19 protein-coding genes and 1 other RNA gene are annotated in these 25,902 nt (G+C 63.5%); 13 read left to right on the forward strand and 7 right to left on the reverse strand.

Translation table 11 applies throughout. From position 1 onward, the window contains the following. Positions 1-191: hypothetical protein (locus J2D73_RS15665; RefSeq protein WP_207882765.1), on the forward strand; the 191-nt coding region annotated here is incomplete at its 5' end. A gap of 230 nt (positions 192-421) precedes the next feature. Here J2D73_RS15665 and J2D73_RS15670 read toward each other — a convergent pair. The 4 genes from J2D73_RS15670 to J2D73_RS15685 are packed head-to-tail and all read right to left on the reverse strand — an operon-like array spanning position 422 to position 7,829. Continuing rightward, on the reverse strand, positions 422-2,599 hold the full coding sequence (locus tag J2D73_RS15670) for a VWA domain-containing protein (RefSeq protein WP_207882766.1): 2,178 nt from the start codon (positions 2,597-2,599) through the stop codon (positions 422-424). A 24-nt stretch (positions 2,600-2,623) separates the two neighbouring features. Then, positions 2,624-5,740, reverse strand: coding sequence for a DUF4159 domain-containing protein (locus J2D73_RS15675; RefSeq protein WP_207882767.1), 3,117 nt, complete (start codon positions 5,738-5,740; stop codon positions 2,624-2,626). 2 nt (positions 5,741-5,742) lie between these two features. Continuing rightward, on the reverse strand, positions 5,743-6,786 hold the full coding sequence (locus J2D73_RS15680) for a DUF58 domain-containing protein (RefSeq protein ID WP_243430010.1): 1,044 nt from the start codon (positions 6,784-6,786) through the stop codon (positions 5,743-5,745). Between the two features lie 2 nt (positions 6,787-6,788). After that, the gene (locus tag J2D73_RS15685) at positions 6,789-7,829 is read right to left on the reverse strand and encodes an AAA family ATPase (RefSeq protein ID WP_207882768.1); all 1,041 of its coding nucleotides are present in this window, start codon (positions 7,827-7,829) and stop codon (positions 6,789-6,791) included. Positions 7,830-8,033: 204 nt separating this feature from the next. On the opposite strand from J2D73_RS15685, the gene J2D73_RS15690 reads away from it, so the two are divergent. The 3 genes from J2D73_RS15690 (at position 8,034) to J2D73_RS15700 (ending at position 12,041) form a co-directional block, all read left to right on the forward strand. Beyond that, a complete protein-coding gene (locus tag J2D73_RS15690; protein WP_207882861.1) occupies positions 8,034-8,618 on the forward strand; it encodes a DUF1285 domain-containing protein in 585 nt (194 codons plus the stop codon). Positions 8,619-8,733: 115 nt separating this feature from the next. Next, positions 8,734-10,203 carry a CCA tRNA nucleotidyltransferase gene (locus J2D73_RS15695; RefSeq protein ID WP_207882863.1) on the forward strand — a complete coding sequence of 490 codons (1,470 nt, stop codon included), beginning with the start codon at positions 8,734-8,736 and terminating at the stop codon, positions 10,201-10,203. 47 nt (positions 10,204-10,250) lie between these two features. Next, positions 10,251-12,041 (forward strand): ABC transporter ATP-binding protein, encoded by a 1,791-nt coding sequence (locus J2D73_RS15700; protein WP_207882769.1) that lies wholly within the window; start codon positions 10,251-10,253, stop codon positions 12,039-12,041. A gap of 109 nt (positions 12,042-12,150) precedes the next feature. Here J2D73_RS15700 and J2D73_RS15705 read toward each other — a convergent pair whose 3' ends face one another. Then, positions 12,151-13,119: a carbon-nitrogen hydrolase family protein gene (locus J2D73_RS15705; RefSeq protein ID WP_207882770.1), complete on the reverse strand. Its 969-nt coding sequence runs from the start codon at positions 13,117-13,119 to the stop codon at positions 12,151-12,153. 92 nt (positions 13,120-13,211) lie between these two features. Here J2D73_RS15705 and J2D73_RS15710 point away from each other — a divergent pair, with 92 nt between their 5' ends. After that, positions 13,212-14,135: a LysR family transcriptional regulator gene (locus tag J2D73_RS15710; protein WP_207882772.1), complete on the forward strand. Its 924-nt coding sequence runs from the start codon at positions 13,212-13,214 to the stop codon at positions 14,133-14,135. Between the two features lie 256 nt (positions 14,136-14,391). Here J2D73_RS15710 and clpA read toward each other — a convergent pair whose 3' ends face one another. Next, positions 14,392-16,731, reverse strand: coding sequence for an ATP-dependent Clp protease ATP-binding subunit ClpA (clpA, locus tag J2D73_RS15715; protein WP_026399342.1), 2,340 nt, complete (start codon positions 16,729-16,731; stop codon positions 14,392-14,394). A 218-nt stretch (positions 16,732-16,949) separates the two neighbouring features. Continuing rightward, positions 16,950-17,354, reverse strand: coding sequence for an ATP-dependent Clp protease adapter ClpS (clpS, locus tag J2D73_RS15720; protein WP_207882774.1), 405 nt, complete (start codon positions 17,352-17,354; stop codon positions 16,950-16,952). Between the two features lie 242 nt (positions 17,355-17,596). Between clpS and J2D73_RS15725 the strand changes: the two genes are divergently transcribed. The 8 genes from J2D73_RS15725 (at position 17,597) to J2D73_RS15760 (ending at position 25,902) form a co-directional block, all read left to right on the forward strand. Beyond that, positions 17,597-18,805: a D-alanyl-D-alanine carboxypeptidase family protein gene (locus tag J2D73_RS15725; RefSeq protein ID WP_243430011.1), complete on the forward strand. Its 1,209-nt coding sequence runs from the start codon at positions 17,597-17,599 to the stop codon at positions 18,803-18,805. A gap of 119 nt (positions 18,806-18,924) precedes the next feature. Next, complete coding sequence (map, locus tag J2D73_RS15730) at positions 18,925-19,728, forward strand: type I methionyl aminopeptidase (RefSeq protein ID WP_207882776.1); 804 nt, start codon at positions 18,925-18,927, stop codon at positions 19,726-19,728. A 113-nt stretch (positions 19,729-19,841) separates the two neighbouring features. Next, positions 19,842-21,671 (forward strand): gamma-glutamyltransferase, encoded by a 1,830-nt coding sequence (gene ggt / locus J2D73_RS15735; protein ID WP_408736854.1) that lies wholly within the window; start codon positions 19,842-19,844, stop codon positions 21,669-21,671. A gap of 51 nt (positions 21,672-21,722) precedes the next feature. After that, positions 21,723-21,820, forward strand: an RNA gene (gene ffs, locus J2D73_RS15740) — signal recognition particle sRNA small type. 91 nt (positions 21,821-21,911) lie between these two features. Continuing rightward, positions 21,912-24,044 (forward strand): DNA polymerase III subunit gamma/tau, encoded by a 2,133-nt coding sequence (locus tag J2D73_RS15745; protein ID WP_207882778.1) that lies wholly within the window; start codon positions 21,912-21,914, stop codon positions 24,042-24,044. Between the two features lie 49 nt (positions 24,045-24,093). Further along, entirely contained in the window at positions 24,094-24,417 is a 324-nt protein-coding gene (locus J2D73_RS15750; RefSeq protein ID WP_026399346.1) for a YbaB/EbfC family nucleoid-associated protein, read from the forward strand. Positions 24,418-24,435: 18 nt separating this feature from the next. After that, on the forward strand, positions 24,436-25,047 hold the full coding sequence (recR, locus tag J2D73_RS15755) for a recombination mediator RecR (RefSeq protein ID WP_243430012.1): 612 nt from the start codon (positions 24,436-24,438) through the stop codon (positions 25,045-25,047). Positions 25,048-25,083: 36 nt separating this feature from the next. Then, positions 25,084-25,902: an SDR family oxidoreductase gene (locus J2D73_RS15760; protein WP_243430013.1), complete on the forward strand. Its 819-nt coding sequence runs from the start codon at positions 25,084-25,086 to the stop codon at positions 25,900-25,902.

The following is a 25,902-nucleotide window of genomic DNA, read 5'->3' on the forward strand; positions in this document are numbered from 1 at the left end:
GTTTGTTGTTTGTTGTTTGTTGTTTGTTGTTTGTTGTTTGTTGTTTGTTGTTTGTCGGTGGCAGGAGGCCGGTGCACGGGGTTCGTGGTAGGGTCGGGCGTGCTGCATGGTCTGCGGCGGCGAGATCCACGAAGTGGGCGAAACCGGAAACGCACCTGCCCGGATTTTTGAGAATTCTCTGGATAACCTGAGGAGGGTTGATCACCGCCTAGGTAATCGGCTGAACGTTTTCAGAAAAATAGCGCCTTCCCGCGACGGCCGCTCGTTGAGAGACGGGGGCGGCGTGCGAAAGTCTGGTTTGCTTACTGTCTTTCGCACGCCCGTCGGGGAAGTCGTTCTGGCTCGAACATGCACCGTGTGGCTGGCGGGATAGCCTGCGCCTTCGTTCCGGTTGCCGGGGCCTCTGATCGGAGGACAGGCATTAGCCTCGTCCTTCCCGCCACCAGCCGAAGCCAAGAGCAGCCAGTGCCAAAACCAGCGCCAATGCGCCGGGGAATATGGGCGTGGACGTTGCGCCTGTGGCTACGCTTGCGCGACGAAGGGGGAAGTCCAGACTGGTTTGTGCGCTAGCGCTGCTCGAAGTGGCGCCGCCGCTGACATGCAGGGCCGGAACCGCCAGATGGCTAGGGTCGTCGCCCAGCCACGCCACCCGGCCGCCAGTGCGTTGCGCCATTGGCCCCATATGCGTGGCGGTCAGGCGCAGGTCTGCGAATTCGGCCGGGTCGGCCTGACGTGGAGCGGCGTAGGCGCGTCGCTCTCCATCGTCGGCTTGCCACACGCCGGGCTGGGACGCAGGAATCCGGGCCGTGAAGACACCAGGTCCCGCTGAGCGGAGCGTGGCCGCGCTGCTTGTTCCGTCGGGGGCCGTGATCGTCACGCCGGCGGGCGGATTGGCGGCCTCAGTGTGGCGTGTGACCGTAAGAGCGCCATCGGCGATGCGCGCCTCAAGCCTTTCTTCCTCAAGATCAGGTTCTTTCATCAACCAGTGGGAGATGCGTCGAAGCAGTTCGGCCTGCGGGCCGCCGCCATATTCGCCGCGCGACCACAGCCAGATTTGATCGGAGAGCAGCAGCGCCACGCGTCCCCGGTCCACGTGATCGAGAATGAGCAGAGGCGCGCCGTCGGGGCCGCTCATCAACGCTTCGCCGTGCGAGGAATCCGGTTTCAGGGCGCGATACCATGGTCCCCATTGCCCTGAGAGGTCCCCGGCCGGTGTTGGGGACGCCGTTGCGCTCTGTGGCGGGGCTCCCGGAAGCTCCGCCGTCACGGGATGACGTCGACCGTCTTCGGTCAGTTGCGGCCTGAATCGTTGCACGGTCACGCCCGAGGGCGTCTCGCCGGGCACGCTGAGAGGAACGTGGGCGGGCAGGATATCGCCGACGGCCGTGTCCTGTAGCGAGCCGGGCCCCACGAACTCCGGGCCGGCGGTCAGAAGCAGGCCGCCGCCGTTACGTACGTAACGCGCGATGTTGCGCAGGTAGACCGGCGGCAGGATGGCGCGATTTTCGAACCCGTCGAGAATGATCAGGTCGAACTGTTCGATCTTGTCCTGAAACAGCTCCTGCACCGGAAACGCGATCAGCGCGAGATCGGAGAGAGGCGTGCCGTCGTCCTTGTCGGGCGGCCGCAGGATGGTGAAGTGAACCAGATCGACCGACGGATCCGCTTTGAGCAGGCGGCGCCAGACCCGCTCGCCCTGATTGGGCGTGCCGGAGACCAGGAGCACTTTCAGACGATCGCGCACGCCGTTGATTCGCACTACGTCCTGATTGTTGAGTGTCGAGACCTCGCCAGGCAGTTCGGAGACGGACAGGGCGACCAGCGTTTCGCCGGGGTGGGTGACGGGGAGCTGGATGTCCTGTGGTTTTCCGACGGTGACCGGCGCTTCCAGCTTGTCGGCGCCATCTTCGCGCACTGTGACGATCGCCTGAGCGCCAGCGCGCGCGCCGGGACCGGCGTCGTCCACCTGAACGCGCAGCGTGGCCGGCTGCCCTACAATCGCATACGGCGGCGCCTGCAGAACGCGCAGCCGTCGATCCGTCTCCTCACTCCGTCCGGTCATGAGGACATGCAAGGGCAGGGTGGCGATCTTGCCCGCAGAATCACGCGGTGAGAGGCGTTCCGGAATTTTCTCCGGCGTGTCGAGCGTCTGCCCGTCGGTAATTACGACTGCGCCCGCGAACTGCTCAGGCGGTATGTCCGCCGCCGCCTGAGCCAGCGCGTCGAACAGATGGGTGCCGTTCGCGCGTTCATCCCGGACAGTGACCGTGCGAAGGGTGAGGCCCTGCGGGACATTTGCGCCCAGCGCCTGCGCGGCGGCGCGTGCAATGGCTGCACGGTCGCGGATCGCCATCGAGCCGGTCTGGTCGACAAGAACCAGTGCTGTTTGCGGAAGGTCGCGGTGTGTTTCGTGCAACGCACGAGGGCCACTCAACCACAGCAACCCGATTGCGGCGACCAGAGCCCGCAGGAATGCGCCCCGCATTCCGGACGCGAGGCCGCTCAACAGAACGAGCGCCGCCGCGATCGCCAGTGCGATCAACGCCCATACGGGGATCAGGGGCGCGAAGCCGATGGTTGTGGAGAGTACGCTGGTCATGGGGCGATTCCGGTCATGGCGCGCTTACTGCCCCAGACGCTTGAGGATAGCCGGCACATGAACCTGATCCGCCTTGTAGTTTCCGGTCAGCGCATAAATGACGGCGTTCACGCCGAAGCGATACGCCGTGCGACGTTGCTCGTCACCGCCAGGTATCGCGGCGAAAGGCGCGTTTCCATCGGCGTCCAGCGCCCATACATGCGCCCAGTCAGCCGCGCCGATGATGACGGGGCTGACGTCGTCATTCTCGGCCTCTCCCTCACGCGCGACCCAGACGGGCTGACCCGCGTATCTGCCGGGGAAGTCATGAAGCAGGTAAAACGTGTGCGCCAGCACGTGATGATCGTCCAGCTTCGTGAGCGGTGGAATTGGCAGACCGGCGGTGACGCGCCGTAACGCCGCCGCGGCCCCCGGCGCCTCTCCGGCAAAAGACGCCTCATCATCACCCGAGGCGCTTTGCCGGGGAGCTGACGCCGGATCGACGCCTTGTGTGTCGATCACGATGATGCCGCCATGCGCCATGAAGGAGGTCAGGGCGGCAGTCATTGCGGGCGTCGTTTGAGCGTTGGCTGTAACCGGCCAGTAGAGCAGAGGATAATAGGACAGATCGTCGGTTCCGGGGCGAACTCCGTCCGGGTGGCCGAGGACGGCGGAGGTGCGGGCGTTGACATAGGTCGAGAGCCCCTGAAGCCCTTCCTGCGACACCGTATCCACCTCGCTGTCCCCGGTCAGGACATAGGCGAGGCGGGTTTCAAGGGCGGCCTGCGGAACGGGAGCATTCGCTACGCCCGGCGTCGTGTCGGGAGCTGACGAGACCGGCTTTGCAGGCGTGGGGTTCGTGACTGGCGAGTCTGAAGGCAAAGGCGCTGAAGACGGAGGCGCTGGCGATTGGGCGAAGGAGGCAGATCCGCCGGTGGCGGAAAGAGCGCCCAGGCCGCCAACGATAAGAATCGAACAGCGAAGGGCCCGACTTTGTGGCGAACGTCGCCCTCGCGTGAGAGCGCGCACTCTCAGCAGCGCGCCGCCGCGCAGGGCGAGAGTCCACACTGCGTCGACGCATAAGAGCGCCAGGGCCAAGGCGATCAGCGTGGGGCCGTATGCGTGATCGGGTCTGTGCCCTGTGGGGTCAGTGAGCGCACCAGTCGGCGTCAGTGGATCGAGGCGGCGTATTGTGTCGCCGACGTTCAGCGCACGACGGTCGGCGCGCGCGCCATACAGACCCGGCGGATGTTCTGGCGAGACCACCTCTGCGCCGAAGCGGTTGGCTGCCAGCCCCCGCGCGAAGGGCGGCGGCGGCCCGAGCGCGCCGTCGCCGTCGAGGGTGAGAACCGGCGACAACATGGCGTCGTCCGCAGGAGCGTCCACGCCGTTAGCGTGTTCGATCAAACGTTCCAGCATGGAGACGAACAGGCCGGATAGCGGAAGATTGGACCAGTCGGCGGTCGCTGTGACGTGAAACAGAATCACGTCGCCTTTATCAAGGGTCGAGTGTGTGACAAGCGGCGTTCCGTCGGCGAGCCGCGCCCAACTGTGATCGCCAAGGTCTGACGCAGGACGCGCGAGTACCTGCCGCGAGATCGAAACGTCAGTCGAGACAGGAAGGCCATGAAAAGGCGACGTGCTGGAGAACGGCGCCAGCGGTTGTGGCTTGCCCCATGACATGGCGCCGCCAAGCTGCCGCGCGTTCGCCAGCAGGGGAACGGGGAGGAGCGACTGCGCGATCGTGTCGGTGGGCGCCTTTGGCGTCTCTTCGACGCTGTCCGTCGCCGGGGTGTCGTCCCCGCCGCCGCTCAGGGTCCGGCCAGCGAAGCGAATCAGAACGCCACCGCCGCGCACCCACTCGGCCACGCGTTTGCGGGTGTCCGAGTCCGCCAGAGCCCCGTCCGGCGCGATCATCACCGAGAGGGGTTGTGACAGCAGCGAGGAGACGCTTCCTTCCCTAATGTCCGCGTTGGGGGCTAACGCGCGTCGCAAGTAGAACAGGGGACCGACCAGCGGCGTGTCGCTGACGCCCACGGAAATGATGCCGACCGGGCGCACGCGGTCGCCTTCGTCCAGGAGCAATGCGGCCGCGGCTGACGGAACGCCGTCGACGGTCAACATGTCGATCCGGTTTCGCATCGCGGCGGGCAGGGCGAGAGGGACCGGAACCTCGTGTGCGAACGCGGGCGCAGTCACTTCGCTCAGGCCGATGGTGCCTCCGTCCTGTGCGTGCGCGCGAATGCGCAGCAACCGGGGGGCATTGTCGGGAACGATGACCGCGGTCGCTACAACGTTCGCATCGCCGGATGGATTGGTTTCGCCGGTCTTGTTGTCCGGAACGCTTTCTGGAGCAGGTTGATTTTCAGGGGAAACGCCGCCGCGCCGTGGAAGCAGCACGACGGGAGAACCGTCCTTGATGCGTATTTCCTGCACGGAGGCGAGGTTGCGCAGCGCTGTGGCGAACGCTTCGTCCGCGTGAGCGGCGCTTTCTTTCGCGCCCTTGCTGTCCGCCTGGGTGGGCGGGACGGCGACCGGCGTGGCGACCCCGTCGCTGATATAAACAATCCCACCAACCGACGTGCCCGCGTCACGCAGACTTCGCAGGGCCAGCGCGGCGGCGGCGCGGTCGATCGGCCATGGCGCGGGGCGGGAGGCTTCCAGCAATTCGGCGGCGTGCGCGGCGCTTGCAGGGGAAAGGGAGGCAGGCTGTGTGCCAACTTTTGAGGCGCCGGACGCAGAGTGCGCCGTCGCGAGAATGTCGCGGTTCGCAGTGCGCAGCAGAATTACGGGGCGGCCCCCGTGCGCGGCGGCGCTCAGAACCATGCGGGCTGCAGCGACGCGCTCCGGCCAACTGGAGGCGGACATCACTCCGTCGTCGATAGCGAGCAGCAGTGTGCCGGAGCCGGGCAGCGGCATCGGATTTCCGGGCCGCACGGGGTCCGCGAACCCGAGGATCAGAAGCGTCGCGGCGGCGATGCGAAGAGCGAGCAGCCATACGGGCGGCGTCGCTGCGTCATTTCGCTCCTGGCGGAGGCGAAGCAGCAGCGTGACGGGAGGGAAGACAACGCGTCTGGGCGCCGGCGGACGGGCGCGAAGCAGCCACCATATGGCGGGCAGCAACGCGAGCGCGGCCAGAAGGGCGGGCGCGGTGAACACCATACTCAGGCGCCTCTGCGCATAGAATCGCCGCGCATGGCGATGGCTTCGCTCAGGGCGAGAAGAGCAGGAGCTGGCGCCTGATCCGTAACATGGGAAAGCAGGGTGTGACCTGCGGCTGTGGCCAGAGCGCGCAGCTCATCCTGCCATTCTGCAAAAACGGCTCGGTAGTCGCGTTGCAGCGTTTCGACGTGCGGCAGTATGAGATCCGGCTCCGCCTCCGCCCCGGAAAATCGAACGCGGCCGCTATAGGGGAACGTGGCTTCGGCGGGATCGACGATATGGAGCAGAAAAGATCGCACTGGCGCGGCGGCGAGATTGCGCAGCAGTGATCTGATTTCATCCTCGAGGCACAGGAAATCGCTGGCGATGACGAGGCGTGCGTGTTGCGGCAGCGCCGCCGCCAGAGGCAGGGTGGCGTTGCCCGGAGCCTCGTTCTGGGCGGCCTGTTCCGCCATGAGCGCCTGCGCCAGCTTTGTGGCGATTCGCGACGCGCCGGCCGGAAGCGGCGCAACGCCACGCGGGGTCAGAAGGCGCACACGCTCCCCGCCATTGTGAAGCAATGTCGCAAGTGCGAGCAGCATCAGGATCGCGCGGTCGCGTTTAAGTGGCGGCGTGTCGCCGTTCTGCGACGACGACCAGATCATCGACGGGGACAGGTCGCACCAGAGATAGACGGTTTGTGCGATCTCGGCTTCGGTTTCACGCACGTAAGCGCGGTGGCTGCGCGCCGACTGACGCCAGTCGATACGTGTGACAGGCTCTCCGGGCAGGGAAGGCCTGTATTGCCAGAATGTCTCACCCATGCCGGCGCGTCGCCGTCCGTGCTGCCCGAGGGCGACGGTGTTCGCTATCTTCTCTGCCTCTGCAACCAGTGCGGGGAGGCGCGCGGCGAGGGCCGCCGCCTCCGCCGCCATGGACAGGGCAGGCGCGGCGGGGCGGCGTTCGGGCGCCCCGCCGCCGTTCCCGGTGACGCGGGGTCGGAAGAGCGACCCTAGGCTGGAGAGAAAACCCTCCCGGGCAGCCCCGATCTTCGTATTCGCAGGCAAAGTCAGCCCAGACGGCGGACGAGATCGTCGATCACGTCTTCGATGCGGGTCGCGTTGGCGCGGGCGGAAAAGCTCAGAGCCATGCGATGGGCCAGCACAGGTTTGGCGAGGGCCGCGACGTCATCAAGATTGGGCGAAAGGCGCCCGTCCAGCAGCGCGCGTGCGCGGGTTGCAAGCATCAGCGTCTGGGCGGCGCGAGGTCCGGGGCCCCATGCGATGGCGTCGCGCACTGCAGCGACGTCAGAGGTTTCGGGTCGCGCGGAACGGACAAGATTGAGGATTGCGTCCACGATTCGGTCGCCAATCGGCAGGCTACGCACCGTCTCCTGCGCGGCGATGAGGTCGGTCGTGGAGAGCGCAGGCCGTGGCTGCTGCTGCTGAAGGCCGGTAGTCGCGAGCAGCATCGCACGCTCGTCTGCGGCGTCCGGGAAGCCGAGCTGGATCTGTAGCATGAAGCGGTCGAGCTGCGCTTCCGGCAGCGGATAGGTTCCTTCCTGGTCGATCGGGTTCTGGGTGGCGAGGACATGGAAGGGCTTGGGCAACGGATAATCCGTGCCGGCGATCGACACCCGGTGCTCCTGCATAGCCTGCAGCAGCGCCGATTGCGTGCGCGGGCTGGCGCGGTTGATTTCGTCGGCCATCAGCAACTGGGAGAAAACAGGCCCGGGAATGAAGCGGAAGCTGCGATGTCCGGCGGCGTCTTCGTCAAGGATTTCGCTTCCTGTGATGTCGGACGGCATCAGGTCGGGGGTGAACTGCACGCGGCGCGCATCCAGACCCAGCACGACGCCCAGAGTCGTCACGAGCAGCGTCTTGCCGAGTCCCGGAGCTCCGACCAGCAGCGCATGGCCGCCAGCGAGAATGCTGATCATGGCCTGCTCGATTACGGCGCCCTGGCCGAACACGACGCGGCTGATTTCGCTGCGCGCAGCCTGCAACTGCGCCGTCACGGCGTCCGCGCGTTTTGCGGCGTCTCCGGACGGGTCGTCTGTGGAGCCGGATGCGTGCGGGGCCGGGTGAATCGAGAAGGTGTCTGACGTCATAGTTTTCAGTCTGTGCGCGTCCGGGTCTTACATCAAGCCGGGGGGCGACCCTATATGTGGATGGCCCGCAGGCAAACAGAAGCAGGTTAATCGAACGTGACCCGTGACTCTTTTTCGAAAGACCAACGATGCGCCGATACGCTGGCGGGTCGCCTCAACACGGCTGAGGCGTCTCAGTACGCGACGACGCCGGCTCCGACGCCGCTGGACAGTCCGCGTGCAGGCGCAGAGCCGCCACGGCGCAAGCCGCAGCAGTGCGGCGCTCTGCCGTTTCTGATCCGGCGCGATGGCGCCTGGCTCTACAGAGGCTCGCCTATTCGTCGCAAGCCGATGGTCTGTTTGTTCTCCTCCGCGCTACGTCGCGCCGTGGACGGCGTTTTTTGGCTCTCCACGCCAGTCGAGGAAGGGACGATCGAGGTCGAGGACGCGCCGTTTGTCGCCGTGGAACTGGAATGGTGCGGATGCGGACGCGAGCAGGTTTTGTGTTTTCGCACCAATGTAGATGAAGTCGTCACGGCAGGGCCGGAGCATCCGCTGCGAGCGCAATGGAACGCGCCTTTGGACGCCTGCGACAGTCAGACGCCGCCTTATCTGACAGTCAGGAAGGGCGACGGCGCGCTACCGATTGAGGCCAGAATTTCGCGCCCCGTATGGTACGAACTTGCGGCGCTGGCCGTACCAGGGTGCCATTGCGGACAGCCCTGCCTTGGCGTTTGGAGTCAGGGCGTGTTTTTTCCGCTGGCGCGCGCTCCGCGCGGATGTCCTGACGCTTTGATGGATTGCGAATAGCCGTCGCCACGCTACGAAAATGATGCGTGGCGTTCGGCTGCGGGTTGAAGTCAACGCTTAGGCCTGCAGCGTCAACGTTCGCGTATTGCATGCTTGCGTATAAAATCACTGAATGATGTCGTTTCCCTCAAACCACGGTCAACTCGTGATCGAGCGACTGCCCGCTTACCCGGAGCTTCGTCGCTTGTGGGCTGTTCTTCCGCGAGCGAGGCTCGTCGGTGGAGCCGTAAGGGACTTGGCGCTTGGGGTCGATGTCGCCGACGTCGATCTCGCTACGCCCGAACCGCCAGAGGCGGTGATGAAGATTCTGGCCGACGCGGGAATTCGGACCGTGCCGACCGGATTGTCTCACGGCACGGTCACAGCCGTTCTCAATGGACGCGGTCTCGAAATAACCACTCTGCGTCGTGATGAGGAAACGGATGGACGTCACGCCGTCGTGTCCTGGACGACCGACTGGCGTGAAGACGCCGCGCGTCGGGATTTCACGATCAACGCCCTGTCCTGCGACAGCGATGGCATGGTCCACGACTATTTTGGCGGGTTGGCCGATCTCGCTGCCGGGCGGGTGCGCTTCGTGGGCGATCCGGGAGAACGGATACGCGAAGACGCATTGCGGGTGCTGCGGTTTTTCCGTTTTCAGGGAAGATTCGGGGGCGACGAAGCCGATCCGGGAGCGCTTTTCGCGATCCGTGCGATGGCTGGTCGTGTCCGACGGCTCTCCGTTGAGCGAGTCTGGTCAGAGTTTCGGCGCATCCTGCGCGGGCCGCGCGCGGACGACATGGTGATGCTGATGGCCGAAACGGGCGTGCTGCAGGACGTGCTGCCTGAACTAGTCGCGCGTGGGGGGGCTGCTGAGGTGCGGGCGGCGGCTGAAAGGTTGACGCGCCTGATCGCTTCCGGCGCGCCGCGTGAGGAGCATGTAAGGCTAGCGGCGCTGCTTTGGATCTCGCCCTCCGGAGACGCTGCGACGGGTGGTGATCTCGCAGAAGGCGCTGTCAAACGGCTTCGGCTTTCCCGTGCGGATCAGGAACGCGTGCGTGCGATTCTCCTGGCGCTGCCGATGACGCCGTCTCTATCGGATGCTGAACTGCGTCGGGCTGCGGCGGACACGTCCGTGACGGTGCTGGTTGATCGCGTGTGGCTGGACCAGGCGTTGATGGCGGAGTCGCAGCGACGCGGGGAGGCGCCGGATGGCTTGTCGTCTGGGGATTGTCCGCGAAAGGGCGGACAGCCGGAGGCTTCTCTCGACGATGCCGCGCGGCCAGTTGATGCGGTCTCGCAGGGAGAATGGTCCGCCGGAGCGTCTTCAAAGGTGAGGGCGCAACCGGGAGAAGCGGGAATGGCGGAAGGCCCAGACGCCAACGCGTGGGCGACGCTACGGAGCCGCCTGTCGCGCTTGCGGGCGCCGGCATTTCCTCTGGCCGGGCGAGATGTCGTGGCGCTCGGCGTGGCGCCGGGAGCAGAGGTAGGGCGTATTCTGGCGGAGACCGGACGGTGGTGGCGTATGGGTGGTTGCCTCGCCGATCGGGATGAATGTCTGGCGTGGGCGAGCCAACTGATCGAGCAGAAGAGGACGCCCTAGGCGAGGGTCGCCTTTCCCGCGTCCGTTGGCGCTGATAGACAGCAGCGATGAATGTTGTGTCCCCGATAGCCGTGAAGCCCTCGCGGAAAGGAAAAACCGTGCTGCCGGACGACAGCGTGGGACTGCTGCGCCGGTTATGGCGGGAAGAAGTGCGCCTGCATCGCGGGCGGATCGTCTCGGTCATCGTCCTGACCATTCTGACCGCCGCCCTGACGGCGCTCTATCCGTTGGTGATCCAGCGCGCGCTCGACATGTTTTCCTCTCACGACGAGCGCATCCTGTATCAGGTGCCGCTGCTTGTCGTGGCGATCACCATCGCCAAGGCCGCGTCGCAGTATGGGCAGACACTGGCGACGCAGGGGCTGGTGCTGGTGGTTATTCGCGGCCTGCAGGGCGTGATGTTCCAGCATCTGAGCGTGACTGATGTTGCGCGCATCGAGCGAGAGGCCCCCGCCGCAATCGCCGCTCGCTTCACGACGGACGCCGTCTCGATTCGTGAGGCGATGGTGCGGGCGGTGAACTCGCTCGGCGATGCGGTGACGGTCATCGGGTTGATCGTCGCGATGTTCTATATGGATTGGGAACTGAGCCTGATCGCGGGCCTTCTGTATCCGATCGCGGCCGTGCCGATTCAGAAGCTGGGCAAGCGGGTCCGCCGCGCATCGGGGAACGTGCAGGAGCAGATCGGGGAGACGGCGGCGCTGCTGACCGAGACTTTTTCTCAGGCGCGCACTGTCCGGGTTTATGGTCTTGAAAAACGTGAGGCCGAGCGTGCGGATATCTCTTTCGACCGGCTGCATGAGGCTTTCGTAAAGATTACCAGCGGCCGCGCGCGCGTCGATCCGTTGCTCGAGGCGCTTGGCGGCTCCGCTGTCGCGGCGGTGCTGGGTTTCGCAGGCTGGCGCGCGGCGATGGGCGGAGCCACGCTGGGCGATTTCTCTGGCTTTGTCGCTGCATTGTTGCTCGCGTCGCGTCCGTTGCGCGCGCTGGGCGCGTTGAACGCGGCGTTGCAGGAGGGATTGGCCGGGCTGTCGCGCATTTTCTCGGTAATCGACGAGAAAGCGGCCGTTACGGAGCGTCCGGGCGCGAAACCGTTGCCGCCGGGTCATGGGCATCTGACGTTCGAAAATGTCGCCTTCCACTACCCGGATGGCAGGGTAGGGCTGGAAAGCCTGTCGTTCGACGTCAAACCGGGATTGACCATTGCGTTGGTCGGACCTTCGGGCGCCGGAAAGTCCACGGCGCTGTCCCTGATTCCGCGTCTGCACGACGTGACAGATGGCGCGATCAGGCTCGATGGCGTGGATCTGCGCGACCTGAAGCTCGACGCTTTGCGTAAAGCCATTGCGTATGTCAGTCAGGATACATTGCTGTTCGATGTGTCGGTGCGCGACAATATTCTGGTCGGCCGTCCTGACGCCTCTGACGCCGAACTGCGAGAAGCTGCGCGTCTGGCTGCCGCCGAGCAATTTATTCTCGATCTTCCTCAAGGATTCGACACGCGCGTCGGTCCCAGCGGTGGACGGCTGTCCGGCGGACAAAGGCAGCGGATCGCGCTTGCCCGCGCCTTGCTGCGCGATCCGCGCCTGCTGCTGCTGGACGAAGCCACGAGCGCGCTGGACAGCGAGAATGAATCCACCGTGCAGGCGGCGCTGGGGCAGGTGCGGGCCGGGCGTACGACGATCATCGTCGCGCACAGGCTTTCGACCGTGCGATCTGCCGATCTGGTCGTGGTGCTGGATGAGGGCAAAGTGGCGGAGAGCGGTTCTCACGCCGAGCTTATCGCCGCTGACGGGCTGTATGCCCGACTGGTCAGGAGCCAGGGACTGGAAGGGTAAGGGCTCAGTTCTGACAATCGTGTTTGCGGGCTTGAGAGGCCTCGTTTCTATGGGGGCAGGATAAGCGCGAGTTATAGTCTCGCGCTTGCCCCGCCGCAGCGTCGGTTATCTATATGCTCTCGGCATCCGGCAGAGGCAGGGACGACGCTGGATCGGAAAATGATACGGGACTCTGCACGCAACTATTGACGCGCAGGTTGAAGATATCGGGGCGTGAGTAATGCCCCGCGACATCGAGGTCGTATTTGCCTCTGATCACGTCGTCCAGATCGATATCGGCCGTAATAATCGCCTCGCGATCATAGACTGGTCCCGCGACAACCTCTCCCAAAGGGTTGACGATGATGCTCCCGCCACGGATCAGGACAGTTTTAGGGTCATTTCCCTGATGGCAGTCATATGCCTCCGGCGCGTCTGCGCGGGTGAGATACTGACAGGCGCTTAGAACAAAAGTCCGTCCCTCGTAGGCGATATGGCGCATTGAAGCCTGCCAGATTTCGCGCTCGTCCACTGTGGGGGCGCACCACAGGTTAACGCCGCGCGCATACATGGTCTGGCGGAGATCCGGCATGTAGTTCTCCCAGCAGATGGCGGCCCCGACGCGCCCGATTTCTGTATCAAATACGGGGATGGTGGACCCGTCTCCATGTCCCCACACCAGTCGTTCCGTGCCAGTGGGCATCAACTTCCGATGCTTGCCCATCAGGGATCCGTCCGACCCAAAGAAAAGCGCAGTGCAATAGAGCGTTGCTCCCTCACGTTCTATGACGCCGACGACGAGGTGTGCCTTCATCTTTGCGGCGAAAGAGCCGATGCGCGCTGTCTCCGGTCCAGGAACTGTGACCGCAGATTTCCAATACCGCAGGTAATCGTCACGTCCTTCTGGAAAACGACTTCCAAGAATGGCGCCGAACGTCAGTCCTTTGGGGTAGCCGCCGATATAGGCCTCAGGGAAGACGGCAAGCTCGACGCCTTCGGCTGCGGCCGCGTCGCAATGCGCCTCCATACGGTCGAGGGTGCTTGGGGTGTCAAAAAGGCTCGTTCCAGCCTGAATGACGGCGACGCGGCGCTGGCTCATGTCCTGATCTCTCGTGTGGGCATCGGGTGGCGGCGAGAGTGGACTTTCTACCAATATCGGACAAACTGGATTTTTCGATAGTTAGAATCACCATGGTCGATAGTAGTCGTTTTGATTTCAATCTGATCACGACCTTTCTGGCGTTGTGGGAAGAGCGCAGCGTCTCGAAAGCGGCGCTGCGCCTGTCCCTAAGCCAATCTGCGGTCAGTGCGTCGCTGGCGCGTCTGCGGGAGGCGACGGGCGATCCTCTGTTCGTCCGTGCGCGCGGTGAGATGCAACCAACGATGCGCGCTGTAGCCATGGCCGAACCGTTGCATAACGGAGCGACGCTGATTCATGCGGCGTTTTCATCGCAGGCGGTTTTCGACCCGGCGACAAGTCGTCAGCACTTTTTTCTGGGTATGTCGGATGATTTCCAAATTGCAGCGGGTCCATCGCTCGCAAGACGATTAAGTGTGACGGCGCCGCATGTCTCGATCACCTTCAGGCAAGCCAACAGGCATCGGGTCGAGGCGCTTTTTGAAGCGGGTGAAATCGACTTCGCTGTCGTGGCCCAGCCGAGAGCATATGCCGGTCTGGAGCAACAGGATATCGGACAATCGGGCTACGCGTGCCTTCTCGACCCGGTCGCCTGTGGCGTTAAACTTCCACTGTCTCTGGAGGATTATCTGGCGTTACCGCATATTCTCGTCTCCTTTTCAGGACGAGAAGGCATTGTCGATCAGGTGTTGAAAACGATGGGTTTGGCGCGGCATGTCCAATCGGCGCTGACGCATTTTTCCGCTTTGCCGTCATTCCTTGTAGGCGCACGCGCTGTCGCCACGCTGCCTGTTCATGCTGCGCAGGCGCTGGCTGCCGTTTCTGGTCTCGTCGTCTGCCCGGCGCCCATAAATATGGGGATGTATTCGGTGTCTTTGCTCTGGCAGCGTGCTGCGGACAATCCGTGGATGCGCGATAGCATCTGTGGCGCATTTCGAGAGGTGTTGCGCGACCTGAAGGCTGAGTCGTCTGGGTGAACTGGAGTTGACGGTTGGCAACCGCGTAAAACACACAACGGGCTGTCGTTTTCTGGGGATGCCGACTCTATCCGAGAAAAGCTGAGACGTAGAGCTGGTCGGGATCGGCCAATGTGTCGCTGTGATCTGTCCGTGAAGGAAAAAATTCGTCGGCAGGAAGACGACACGCCCCCGCGACTATGGTGGCTAAAGGTCGCGCGGGCGAAGATCGTTTTTCCCAAAAGATAACCGCCCCGGGTGGGGCGGTTTCCTTAATTCAGGTGACGTTTTCGGACTCTTTCTCGTTTCCGCCCTCGTCGTTCTCGGAGGCGCTCCCTCCGGTCTCGACAATTTCGAAGTCGAGAGCGCCGTCCTTGAGCGAAATCTTGACGGCGCCGCCTTTGACCAGACGCCCGAAGAGCAGTTCTTCCGCCAGCGGTTTCTTGATCGACTCCTGGATCACGCGGCCCAAAGGACGGGCGCCATAGAGGCGGTCGTAACCGCGTTCTGCGAGCCATTCCTTGGCGGCCGAGGAGATTTCGATCGTGACGTTGCGGTCGGCGAGTTGCGCCTCGAGTTGCAGAATGAACTTCTCGACGACGCGGCCGACTGTTTCCGGCATCAGGTTCGCGAACGGGATGATCGCGTCCAGCCTGTTGCGGAACTCCGGCGTGAAGATGCGTTTGATTGCCTCTTCGTCCTCGCCTTCCCGCGTGTCGCGCCCGAAGCCGATGGCCTCCTTGCTAAGATCGGCGGCGCCCGCGTTGGTCGTCATGATGAGGATGACGTTGCGGAAGTCGACGGTCTTGCCGTTGTGGTCGGTCAACTGGCCGTGGTCCATGACCTGTAGCAGCACATTGTAAAGATCCTGATGCGCTTTCTCGATTTCGTCGAGGAGCAGGACCGCGTGCGGATGCTGGTCGATGGCGTCGGTCAGCAGGCCGCCCTGATCGAAGCCGACATATCCCGGAGGCGCGCCGAGCAGGCGGGAGATGGAGTGACGCTCCATATACTCCGACATGTCGAAGCGGATCAGTTCGATACCCAGCGTGGAGGCGAGCTGGCGCGCGACCTCTGTCTTGCCGACGCCAGTGGGACCGGAGAACAGATAGTTGCCGATCGGCTTCTCGGGTTCGCGCAGGCCCGCGCGGGACAGCTTGATCGCGGCCGAAAGAGCCTCGATCGCCTTGTCCTGACCGAACACCATGTTCTTCAGGTCGCGCTCCAGCGTGCGGAGCACTTCCTTGTCGTCGGCCGAGACGCTCTTGGGCGGAATGCGCGCGATCTTGGCGATGATGTCCTCGACGTCGCGCAACGTCACGGTCTTGCGGCGCTTGTTCTCGGGTAGCAGCATCCGCGACGCGCCGACCTCGTCGATCACGTCAATCGCCTTGTCTGGCAGCTTGCGGTCGTGGATGTACTTCGCCGCCAGCTCCACGGCGCCGCGGATAGCGTCGTCAGTATAGCGCACCTTGTGGTGTTTTTCGTAATTGCCCTTAAGGCCACGCAGGATTTTCACAGCGTCGTCAACGCTGGGCTCCGCCACGTCGATCTTCTGGAACCGTCGCACCAGAGCGCGGTCCTTTTCGAAGTGCTGGCGGAATTCCTTGTATGTCGTCGAGCCGATGCAACGAAGGGTGCCTGCGGCCAGAGCGGGCTTCAGCAGGTTGGAGGCATCCATTGCGCCGCCAGAGGTCGCACCAGCGCCGATCACAGTGTGGATCTCGTCGATGAAGAGAATGCCGCCCGGATTCTGGTCGAGTTCGGTGACGACCGCCTTCAGCCGTTCTTCGAAATCGCCGCGATAGCGAGTGCCAGCCAACAGCGCACCCATGTCGAGCGAGTAGATGGTGGAAGCCAGCAGAACTTCCGGCACTTCGCCCTCGACGATACGCTTGGCGAGGCCTTCAGCAATGGCCGTCTTGCCGACACCGGGATCGCCCACATAGAGCGGGTTGTTTTTCGTGCGACGGCACAGGATCTGGATCGTGCGTTCGATTTCTGTGTCGCGCCCGATCAGCGGGTCGATTTTCCCCGCCGTCGCCTTCTTGTTCAGGTCGACGCAGTACGTCGACAGCGCGTCAGCGCTTTTGGCTGCGCCTTTTCCACGCTCCTCACGTTCGCCTTCCTCTTTCTCGGAGGGCGTGTTCGCGCCGGACACTGTTCGCCGCGTGGAACGATCAGGCGCCTTGGCGATGCCATGCGAGATGAAGTTGACGGCGTCGAGACGCGTCATGTCCTGAAGCTGAAGGAAGTAGACGGCGTGGCTCTCGCGCTCTGCGAAGAGAGCGACGAGCACATTGGCGCCTGTCACCTCGTCACGCCCTGTGGACTGCACATGGATGGCGGCGCGCTGGATCACGCGCTGGAATGCGGCCGTCGGCTTGGGTTCGGTCGGGCGTTCGGACGCGAGGCCCGCGAGGTCCTTGTCGAGGAATTCCGTCAGGTCCGCCCGTAACTTGTCGAGGTCGACGCCGCAGGCCCGAAACACGGTGACCGCGTCGGCGTCGTCGATCAGCGCGATAAGCAGATGCTCCAGCGTCGCGTACTCGTGCCGCCGTTCTCCGGCGAGGGTGAGGGCGCGGTGCAACGTCTGCTCAAGATTGCGTGACAACATGATTGAGACGCTCCTTTCCGGAATAGGCGTGTCCGGTCACGCTACGAGGCAAACCCGTCGTCTGACATATTTGGATGCTTCGAAAAGAAATGCGAGTCAGAAGATGCGCGGGCGAATCAAGTTTCCTCTCCACACGACGTTGAGTGCGGACGAAGATGCCCACCGCCAAGCGTAAGGAAGTCGTAATATGGGATGATGGGAGGTCGCGCGCCGGACGTCTATTCTTTTTCGATGGTGCACTGCAGCGGGTGCTGATTCTGTCGTGCAAGGTCCATCACCTGTGTGACCTTGCTTTCGGCCACCTCGTAAGTGAAGACGCCGCAGACGCCTACGCCGCGCTTGTGAACCTGAAGCATGATGCTCGTCGCTTCGTCCCGCGTTTTCTGGAAGAAACGTTCCAGAACATGGACGACGAATTCCATTGGCGTGTAGTCGTCGTTCAGCATCAGCACCTTGTACATCGCGGGCTTCTGCGTGCGGGGGCGGGCCTTGATGAGAACGCCAGTGTTGGGTGTGTTGTCTCTTTCGTCTTCCGATAGCCGCACGCGGCTTTTCCCGCCATGTGAGACGACGGCGTCCGATGGTGTGGAAGGGATTGCAAAAACGTCGTTTGAGCTGGGCATGGCCCTAATTATAACGCTTTTCCGGCGCGGTATGAATAGCTGCGGAGCGGGCGTAGTGCTGGTCGTGGTTCCGTGCATGGTTTTGTTCTTGTAATGTTCCTGTTTTTGGGGCGGGATACTTTCCTGAAGGCATTACAAATCACACTATTTTCATCTTCTTAGTAAATTTTCCCTAGACGATTGTTTGGACGTTGTTAGTGTCACAATTCGGAGCGGGTTTGATGGACTGGGGCGCTTGCGGGATGGCTGACTTGCAGAAAAAGAGCGTCATGTGGTCGCTTCACGACGATGGCGGTGCAGACAATGCCGTTTCGACGACCCGTGTGAAGAATAAAATTCATATCCGCGTCGGGCGCGTTTTTTCGGGGCGGGTTCTCGGCGTCAGCCTTGCCGCGCTTGCGCTTGGGGCGTCGGTCAAGCCGGCGGCGGCGCAGTATGTCGGTCATATGAGCGTCTTCGTCGCGGATGCAAGGACCGGCGCAGTTCTCGCTCAGGACAACCCGGACCTTCAGCGTTATCCTGCCAGCCTCACCAAGCTGATGACGCTGTATATGACCTTCAAGGCGCTGCGTGCCGGCGCGATCTCGATGGATCAGGCCGTGCCGATCTCGATCCACGCAGCGACCCGTGAGCCGTCGAAGCTGGGGCTGACGCCCGGAGCTTACCTTACGGTAGAGCAGGGCATTCTGGGTCTGGTCACAAAATCCGCCAACGATGCGGCTTGCGCTCTGGGCGAGTTGATCGGCGGCGGGGACGAGGAGCGGTTTGCGGAGATGATGACGGCGCAGGCTCACGCGCTGGGCATGACGCGCACGACTTTTCGCAATGCGTCTGGACTTCCGGACCCTGAGCAGGTGACGACCGCGCGTGATCTGGGCATCCTCGCCGAGCGTTTGATCGCTGACTTCCCTGAGGACTACCACTACTTTTCTGTGCCGACGTTCTACTTCCGTGGCCGTGAAATTCCGAACCACAACCCGATGCTCCGGTTTTATCCGGGTGCTGACGGCATGAAGACCGGATACACTGCGCAGGCGGGTCTAAACCTTGTGACCTCTGCGATCCGTAATGACGTCCGTCTGGTGGGCGTCGTTATGGGCGCTTCGTCCAGTGCCGAGCGCAGTCGCACCATGGCGGCGTCGCTTGACCAGGGGTTCGGCGCCGAAGGCGTGCCTGCCGTCGAATATACGACGCCGGTCGCCCGCCCGCTTATTCTTGCTCGCTCTGCGGCTGGTCGTCGTCGCGCAATGCTCATGCTGGCCGCTGCCTCTCGTGGTTCGCGTGGAACGCCATTGCAGGTCGCCGAAGCTCCTGCTGCTTCGGGGAAGCGCAAGCATTCACATCTCGCCTCCGTGCGACTTGTGTCGGCCCATGCTCCGAAGTCGGCAGCGAAGCACTCTCATGCGACGCATGCCGCGCCAGCAGGAAAGCATTCCCGCTCGCGCACCTGACGCGATCCGAGGGTTTTCCTATATTCACACCGTCTGTATGACAGATGTAGCCTGAGGCTTCAGCGGGTCGGCGTTCGACCTCGCCGCCGGCGGCGCTGTTAAGGTGATGAGGGGATCCCATGGAAGGAGACACCGGCGTTCGGGGTATCGTTCTACACGATGAGTCCGATTTCGTGGGGCTTCGCGCCGCTGGCCATCTGGCGGCCGAGACGCTGGACATGATTACGGAACATGTGCAGCCGGGAGTGACGACGGGCGACCTGGATGTGCTCATCCATGAATTTACGCTCGCACGCGGAGCTACGCCCGCGCCGCTCAATTATCGGGGCTATCCCAAGTCCTCATGTATTTCGATCAACCATGTCGTCTGCCACGGCATTCCGGGGCGTCGCGCCCTTCAGGATGGCGATATTCTGAACATTGACGTGACGTCGATTCTGGATGGGTGGTACGGCGACAGCAGCCGTATGTACGTGGTCGGCAGTCCGTCGGTGAAAGCGCGCAAGCTTATCGACGTCACGTATGATTGCCTGATGCTGGGTATCGATGTCGTGAAGCCGGGCGCCACGCTTGGCGATATTGGGCACGCTATCCAGCAATATGCGGAAAAGCAGCGGTTCTCCGTGGTGCGCGACTTCTGTGGGCACGGGATCGGGCGCACGTTCCACTCGGCGCCGAACGTTCTGCACTACGGCTCTCCCGGCGAAGGCCTGACGTTGAAAGAGGGGATGGTCTTTACCATCGAGCCGATGATCAACGCGGGTAAGGCCGAGGTGAAAATTCTCGAGGACGGATGGACAGCGGTGACGCGCGATCGGTCGCTTTCCGCGCAGTTCGAGCACATGATCGGCGTCACGGCGACCGGATGCGAAATATTCACCCTGTCGCCAGCGGGCTACACGCGGCCGCCCTACGGCGCGTGACCGGCTTTTCCGGCCACATCGGATCGCGTTTCGCTTCCTCGCTAGCCCTGTAAAACAAAAAGACGAAAGGAGGCGTTGTGCCTCATAATCCCGCCATCTCTGGCCGCCGCTCCATCGCGCGCCAGGCGTTCTTCCTCGCTGCCGTGTTCGCCGTCAGCACACTCGCCCCGGCGACGGTTTTCGCGCAGACGGCGTCGAAGGGTGCGACCGATGCTGGCGTGCCGGATCCGTTGGCTTTTGGTCAGGATGCGCTCGGATTGACGCCGGTGGCTCCGGTCTACGGCAAAAAGGGCATGGTGGTTTCGGCGCAGCGGCTGGCGTCCGAAGTTGGCGCCCGTATTCTTGCCGAGGGAGGCAACGCCGCAGACGCCGCCGTCGCTGTGGGCTATGCGCTGGCGGTCGTCTATCCGGCTGCGGGCAATATTGGCGGCGGCGGTTTTATGGTGCTGCACCCCGCGAAGGGCGCCCCCGTATTCATAGATTTTCGTGAGCACGCGCCGCTGAAGGCGACGCCGACAATGTATCAGGACGCAACCGGAACGGTTGTGCCGGGCCTATCCGTGCGGGGTTGGAAATCCATTGGGGTTCCCGGGACGGTCGCGGGACTGGAGCTTGTGCGCCAGCGCTGGGGGCATATGTCGCGTGAGAAATTGATGGCTCCGGCGATCAAGCTGGCGCGTCTCGGGTTTGTCCTCGCCGACGGTGATGTGCAGCTTCTGCACACCAGCACCGACGTGTTTCGCGCCGACCCTGCTGCCCGGAATATTTTCCTGCGCCCGGATGGTTCGCCGATGCAGGTGGGTGATCGGCTGGTCCAGATTGAGCTGGCTGATACGCTGGAGACTATTGCGAAGGGGGGCGCTGACGCTTTCTACAAAGGGTCCATCGCGCGAAAGGTCGTTGACGCGAGCAACGCCAATGGCGGTATTTTTCAGATGGAAGATTTCGCGAAATATGCGCCGCGGGTGATGCCGACGCTGACCTGTAGCTATCGTGGTTACACGATCGAGACGACGCCCCCCCCAAGTGGCGGAGGCGTAGCGCTGTGCGAGATGCTGAACATTCTGTCTGGTTACGACATGCATGCGCTCGGCCTGCATACCGCGCCTGCGGTTCAGCATGAGATCGAGGCGATGCGGCACACCTATTCTGACAGGCGCGACCTGGGCGACCCGGCGTTCGTGCAGAACCCGGTGTCTCACCTTATTGATCCTGCCTACGCAGTAGCAGTGCGGCAGGCGATGCCAACAGATGTGGCGATCGATTCCAATACCCTGATCGGCGGTCAGGCGGCTCCGGGTTCGAAAGTGGCTCCGCCCGCAGAGGGGGCTGCGGAGAAGCACGAGACGACGCAGTTCTCCGTGATGGATTCCTCCGGCTTCGCCGTGTCCACGACCTACACGTTGAACGGCTGGTTCGGTTCAGGCGTGATCGCGGGAAACACCGGGTTTTTCCTGAACGACGAAATGGATGATTTCACGGCCAAGCCGGGCTCGCCCAACATGTTCGGCATCGTCGGCGGCGTTGCGAATCAGGTGGAGCCCGGCAAGACGCCCCTGTCTTCAATGGCGCCGACGATCCTGACGCGCGACGGCAAGCCTGTGATGGTGATCGGAAGCCCCGGCGGGTCGCGTATTCCGACCATCATCCTTTCCGTGATTCTCGGCGCTGTCGACTATGGTCTCGACATCCAGCAGGCTATCGACCTGCCGCGCATCCATGAGCAATGGCTGCCGCAGGCGGTGGAGATCGAGAAAGGCGCGCTCTCCGATTCTGTGAAGGAGACGCTCTCCAGAGAAGGTTACGTGTTTCACGAACACGCCGCATGGGGCGTGCCGGAAGGGATTATCGCAGGCGGCCCGACCTTGTCTGGCCCTCGCAAATCCGGTTTCTTCGGCGCACCTGACCGCCGTCATCCCGGTGGGGCGGCAGTCGGCGAATAGGGTGTAATTAGGGGTGGTCGAGTCCGAAACTGCGTGATAGAGACCGTCCCCGGAAGGTCGGCGGCGGACGGGCGCCTTGCCAACCCGGTCAGATCCGGAAGGAAGCAGCCGCAGTGAGTTTCGCCCGGGTCGTCGTTCGGCCTTCCACCGCATCTTCCTCGACATGCTGGCCTGATCCAATGATGTGTCGCCCCCTTGGGGCGGCATCCTGGTCTCCTAAGATTTTTAGGGCCTAACGCCATGTCAGACACCGAAAACGAAGACGACGGCCTGCCCCTTCCCATGGAAGGCGGCGCGGGCCTGTTCGGCGAACCGACTCCCGCCACGCCGGCCATAGCTGTCGAACCGCCTGCCGCGGCGTCGGTCGTTGGCGCAAGCCAGCGCACGGCCTCGGCCGAGGCGCCTCGCTCAGGCGTGTCCTATCGCGTTCTTGCCCGGAAATACCGTCCGACGACGTTCGATGATCTGATCGGGCAGGAAGCGATGGTGCGCACCTTGCGCAACGCCTTCGCCGTTGGACGCGTCGCCCATGCCTTCATGTTCAATGGCGTGCGCGGCGTGGGTAAGACGACGACGGCGCGAATCGTCGCGCGCGCGCTGAACTGCGTTGGTCCGGACGGCAATGGCGGTCCGACGGCTGATCCCTGCGGCGTCTGCCCTAACTGCATCGCGATCCTTGGCGACAGACATCCTGACGTTCTCGAGATGGACGCGGCTTCCCGCACCGGCGTTGACGATGTGCGCGAGATTATCGAGGCGACGCGCTTCCGTCCGATTCAGGGACGGATGAAAGTCTTCATCATCGACGAGGTCCACATGCTCTCGCGCAACGCGTTCAACGCGTTGCTGAAGACGCTTGAGGAACCGCCGTCGCAGGTGACGTTCATCTTCGCGACCACCGAGTTGAGAAAAGTGCCGGTGACGGTGCTGTCGCGCTGCCAGCGTTTCGATCTGCGTCGTGTGTCGCACGCGGCGCTGAGCGAGTTTTTCGGAACCGTCGCGACCCGGGAAGGGGTGCGGGTCGAACCGGAGGCGCTGGCCTTGATCGCGCGCGCGGCGGACGGGTCGGTGCGAGACGGACTGTCCCTGCTGGATCAGGCAATCGCCCAGGGGGCGATCTACGACGGAGGCGCCGACACGCCGATACCAGCCTCTCTGGTCAGCGACATGCTTGGGCTGGCCGATCGGGGGCTTGTCTTCGATCTGTTTGAGGCGGTGATGAAGGGCCGTATCGAGGCTGTGCTTGCGCTGGCGGACGCCGCGTACAGCCGGGGCGGCGATCTGGGCGCACTGCTCGGGGATCTCGCCGAACTCACGCACATGGTGACGCGTCTGAAAACCGCGCCCGCGTTGCGCGATTCGGGGGAGTTGCCGGAAGCGGAGCGGGTGCGGGGCGCCGCGTTCGCCGATTCGCTGTCGATGGGCGACCTGTCTCGCGCCTGGCAGATTCTGCTCAAGGGACTGGGTGAGGTCGAGACCGCGTCTCTGCGCCGGGAGGCGGCGGAGATGGTTCTGGTCCGCCTGTGTTACGCGGCGAGCGCGCCTTTGCCGGGCGATTTGCTGAAACGACTTGAGGCCGCCGACGGTCCGGCGGGGCAGGGAGCGCAGCCCGGCGGCAGTTCCTCCGGCGGTGGCGGGTCTTCAGGCGGGGCGCAGGCTTTCGGCTCGGTGATAGCCGTTGGTCAGCAGTTCGACCCGGCGTCCGCGCCGACGGCGCTGGCGTCGTCAGGCGCCGTCGAGCGAAGCGTCGTTCGTCTGGTGACCAGCGAAGGAATGCTTCAGCCTGCTGAGGCCGTGTCGGCCGCTGCAGAACCTGAGGTTGTGGAAAGGTCTGCTCCGAGGACATGGCGTGAGCTTGTCGCCTATGTGCGCGATGATGCGACGGAGGCCGTGCTGCATGGGCATTTGTTGCATTCGGCGCATCTGGTGAATTTTGCGCCGCCGTTGGTCGAATTCCGCGTCGATCATCGCGGCCCCCGGGATTTGACGCAGCAGGTCCAGAAATTTCTGCGTTCCCGGCTTGGATCGCATTGGATGGTGCGCCGTTCGGAGGCGGAGGGCGAACCGACGCTGGAAGAGCAGAGCGCTCGCATCATTCAGTTCCAGCGAAAGGACGCCAAGGCGCACCCTCTTGTACGCGCGATTCTCGACGCGTTTCCGGACGCCGAACTCGGGGAGTTGAAAGATTCGTCGCTCGACGAGTATTACGGCCTGCCTCCCGAGGATGACATTCCTGATGCGGGTTTGCTGGGCGGCGACCAGTTGGAATATCCTTGGGAAGCCGGTTATTCGGGCGACGCGGCCGATAACTGGATTGATGCGGTCGCTGACGCCGGGCTGGACATGACGCTCGGCGAAGCCGACGACCGGTAGTGAATCTGGCGCCGCGCGCCGCCGCCATGACGTGTAAGGATCGATCGACGTGAAAAATCTCGCCAGCCTCATGAAGCAGGCCTCTGAAATGCAGGCGAAGATGGAAGCCATGCAGGCGACCCTCGAGAAAACGGTCATCGAGGGCAGCGCGGGCGCGGGCATGGTGTCCGTCACGCTCAGCGGCAAGGGCGACATGCGCGCCATCCGCATCGACCCGAAGCTCGCCGATCCGAACGAGATGGAGATGCTGCAGGACCTGATCCTCGCGGCCTGCGCCGACGCGCGGGTGAAGCTGGACGCCAAGGCTTCCGAGGAAATGCAGAAGGCGACCGGCGGACTGAACCTGCCGCCGGGACTGAAGCTGCCGTTCTAAGCCGACAAGGCGTTCCGCATGGCCGGGGGCGTATTGGCGAATGGGGAGATCGGGCGTCTGATCGGACTGGTGTCGCGCCTGCCCGGCCTGGGGCCGCGTTCCGCGCGACGGATCGTGCTGGCGCTGTTGCGCGATCCCAAAGGACGAATGGTCCCCTTGGCCCGCGCCATGCAGGAGGCCGCGGCTTCAGTGCGGACATGCAGTCGCTGTGGAAACCTTGACGGCAAAGATCCCTGTCACATCTGTATGGACCCGTCGCGGCAACAGGATGTCGTCTGCGTGGTCGAGAGTGTGGCCGATCTGTGGGCGCTTGAGCGGGCAGGCAGCTATCACGGCGTTTACATGGTTCTGGGCGGGGTGCTGTCGGCTCTTTCCGGCGTCGGCCCGGATGATCTCAATCTGCGACCGCTGTTGACGCGCCTTGATGAGGGATCTGTGCGGGAGGTCATCCTCGCCCTGAGCGCGACGGTAGATGGCGCGACGACCATGCACTGGCTGCAAGAACGGTTGGGCGGGTATAGCGTCAGCATCACGCGTGTTGCGCAGGGCGTGCCCGTCGGTGGCGCGCTGGAGGTGTTGGACGACGGCACTTTGGCGGCGGCGTTGAGCGCGCGGCGTCCCGTCGTCTGATCTGCGCCTCGTTCACTAAACCAGGAAAACAACTCGATGAGCGGCACTATGTGCGGTGGTCCCATGGGGGGGCTGATTTCCGAGACCATTCCACGCGCTGCTCTGGTGACGGGTGGAGCGCGGCGTCTTGGCCGCGCCATCGTGCTTGCTCTTGCTGAGGCGGGTTTTTCCGTTGCGATCCATCATCGCGGCGACCAGAAAGACGCAGCGATGACACTGCGCGATGTAGAGGCGCTCGGCGTCAGGGGCTGCCTGCTGCAAGCCGATCTTGCTCGTGAGGATGAGGTGACGTCGCTGACGTCGCGCGCTGCGGCGGAATTGGGGCCGCTGGGCGTGTTGGTGAACAACGCATCGACGTTCGATCGGGACGAGTGGGACACCGCGACGCGAGAGAGTTGGGACGCGCATATAGAGCCCAATCTGCGTGCGCCATTCGTGCTTACGCAGGCCTTCGCGGCTGCGATGCCTGACGGTATGTCGGGCATGGTTCTGAACATGCTGGACGAACGCGTCTGGTCGCTGACGCCGCATTTCGTCACCTATACCGTTTCGAAATCCGCGTTGTGGACATTGACGCAGACGATGGCTCTGGCGCTGGCGCCGAAGGGCATCCGCGTGAACGGCATCGGGCCGGGGCCGGCGTTGCCGAGCCTCCGGCAAACTGAACCCGAGTTTCGACGGCAGTGCGCGTCGACGCCGCTGCGGCGCGGCACGTCGCCCGAGGAGGTCGCACGCGCGGCGCTGGCATTGCTGGCCCTGCCGTCCGTCACGGGGCAGATGCTGGCGCTTGATGGCGGTCAACACATGCAATGGCATCCTGCGCCCACCAACCCTGCGGACGCCGTGACGGAATAG

Origin of the sequence: Acetobacter sacchari (assembly GCF_017377715.1) — a bacterium.
GTDB classification, from domain to species: Bacteria; Pseudomonadota; Alphaproteobacteria; order Acetobacterales; family Acetobacteraceae; genus Acetobacter; species Acetobacter sacchari.

Coding starts and splice junctions, on each gene's coding strand:
- J2D73_RS15670 (WP_207882766.1), bottom strand. CDS start 2,599: ATGACCAGCGTACTCTCCACAACCATCGGCTTCGCGCCCCTGATCCCC.
- J2D73_RS15675 (WP_207882767.1), bottom strand. CDS start 5,740: ATGGTGTTCACCGCGCCCGCCCTTCTGGCCGCGCTCGCGTTGCTGCCC.
- J2D73_RS15685 (WP_207882768.1), bottom strand. CDS start 7,829: ATGACGTCAGACACCTTCTCGATTCACCCGGCCCCGCACGCATCCGGC.
- J2D73_RS15695 (WP_207882863.1), top strand. CDS start 8,734: ATGTCGTTTCCCTCAAACCACGGTCAACTCGTGATCGAGCGACTGCCC.
- J2D73_RS15700 (WP_207882769.1), top strand. CDS start 10,251: ATGAATGTTGTGTCCCCGATAGCCGTGAAGCCCTCGCGGAAAGGAAAA.
- J2D73_RS15705 (WP_207882770.1), bottom strand. CDS start 13,119: ATGAGCCAGCGCCGCGTCGCCGTCATTCAGGCTGGAACGAGCCTTTTT.
- J2D73_RS15710 (WP_207882772.1), top strand. CDS start 13,212: ATGGTCGATAGTAGTCGTTTTGATTTCAATCTGATCACGACCTTTCTG.
- clpA (WP_026399342.1), bottom strand. CDS start 16,731: ATGTTGTCACGCAATCTTGAGCAGACGTTGCACCGCGCCCTCACCCTC.
- clpS (WP_207882774.1), bottom strand. CDS start 17,354: ATGCCCAGCTCAAACGACGTTTTTGCAATCCCTTCCACACCATCGGAC.
- J2D73_RS15725 (WP_243430011.1), top strand. CDS start 17,597: ATGGCTGACTTGCAGAAAAAGAGCGTCATGTGGTCGCTTCACGACGAT.
- map (WP_207882776.1), top strand. CDS start 18,925: ATGGAAGGAGACACCGGCGTTCGGGGTATCGTTCTACACGATGAGTCC.
- J2D73_RS15745 (WP_207882778.1), top strand. CDS start 21,912: ATGTCAGACACCGAAAACGAAGACGACGGCCTGCCCCTTCCCATGGAA.
- recR (WP_243430012.1), top strand. CDS start 24,436: ATGGCCGGGGGCGTATTGGCGAATGGGGAGATCGGGCGTCTGATCGGA.
- J2D73_RS15760 (WP_243430013.1), top strand. CDS start 25,084: ATGAGCGGCACTATGTGCGGTGGTCCCATGGGGGGGCTGATTTCCGAG.